Source organism: Mycobacterium colombiense, from assembly GCF_001672755.1.
Taxonomy (GTDB): Bacteria; Actinomycetota; Actinomycetes; order Mycobacteriales; family Mycobacteriaceae; genus Mycobacterium; species Mycobacterium colombiense_C.
This window is the reverse complement of record NZ_LZKI01000001.1, coordinates 1-1427: the sequence shown is the minus strand read 5'-3', so window position 1 is coordinate 1427 and position 1427 is coordinate 1. Positions and strand designations below refer to the sequence as shown.

The following is a 1427-nucleotide window of genomic DNA, read 5'->3' as shown; positions in this document are numbered from 1 at the left end:
CCAGGTCCAGATCAGGGCGTCGCTGGATCGCGCGGATCGCAATCGATCCGATGCCACCCGTCGCCCACACCACCACCCGATTAGCCGCCATCTTGTTCCTCCTCAGGTGCGTGCGCGTCGCGCGACACGACGAAAGCCGGGGCGGCCGTTGTACTTACGCGGACGGCAGCGGCCGGTGCGACCCGACGTTCGACTTGGAAACTACCGCCGCGAATCCACCCGGTCAAGGATTTAAGAAAGCGGGCACTATCTTAACGAACAAATTTTAGGTTAGGGTGCAGCTGTGACGGCCGACCAGCGTTTTGCCCGCCTCCGAGCGACGATGCGGGGCGGCCGGCGCTGATGTTCACGCTCAGGTTCGACATGCGCGCCCCGCGTGGGCGTGCACCGGCCACCGATCTGTACGCCGCGGCCATCGACATGTGCGAGTGGGCCGAGACGCGGGGCGCCGTGCTGGCGGTGCTTTCCGAGCATCACGGCGCCGACGACGGTCATCTGCCGGTGCCGCTCACCCTGGCGTCGGCGATAGCGGCCAGGACGCGCACGTTGGCGATCCTGCTGGCCGCGGTGCCGATTCCGTTGTGGGATCCCGTCCGGCTCGCCGAGGAAATCAGCGTGCTGGACCTGATCAGTCGCGGACGAGTGTCCTACGCGTTCGGGGTGGGACACCGGCCTGAGGAGTACGAGCACTTCGGCATCGAGATGAGCACGCGTGGTCGCGCGGCCGACGAGATGCTGGACGTCCTGGGGCCGCTGGTGCGCGGGGAGCCCGTCGAATATCGGGGGCGCACGATCCTCGTCACCCCGCCGTGCGGCTCGCCCAACGGGCCGATGGTGCTGATCGCCGGCGGCAGCAAGGCTGCGGCGCGGCGGGCCGGCCGCCACGGACTGGGGTTCATCTCGCAGACCGCGTCGCCCGGTCTCAAGGAATACTACGAGGAGCAGTGCCGTGCGCACGGGCACGAACCCGGAATCATCCAGTTTCCCCAACCGGGTTCTCCGACAGCGGTTTTCGTTGCCGACGATGTCGATACGGCCTGGGCTGAGCTGGGGCCACACCTGCTGCATGACGCGAAGACGGCGGCGTCCTACCGGCCGCACGACGACTCGGTCGCCAGCATCACCCGCGCCGGCAGCGTCGCGGAGCTTCGAGTCGACGGTGGCCCGTACCGCGTCTTGACCCCCGAGGAGGCGGTCGACTACGTGCGCGGCGGGCAGCTGCTGCCACTGCACCCGCTCTGCGGCGGCGTCGCACCGGAGGTGGCGTGGCCCTATCTCGAGCGTGCCGTCGCCGCCTTTGCGGACAGCCAGTGAGGAGAGTGCCGATGCGTGTTGTCGTGTGGTCGACCGGGGGAGTGGGCTCGAACGCGATCGATGCCATCCGGCGACGGCCGGACCTGGAACTTGTTGGCGTGTGGGTGCATTCG

The 1427-nt window shown here is 68.3% G+C and carries 1 protein-coding gene; it reads left to right on the top strand.

The annotated features are described in order from the left end of the window. Positions 1-342 precede the first annotated feature (342 nt). Positions 343-1314 (top strand): LLM class flavin-dependent oxidoreductase, encoded by a 972-nt coding sequence (locus tag A5708_RS00005; RefSeq protein ID WP_065026659.1) that lies wholly within the window; start codon positions 343-345, stop codon positions 1312-1314. Positions 1315-1427 lie beyond the last annotated feature (113 nt).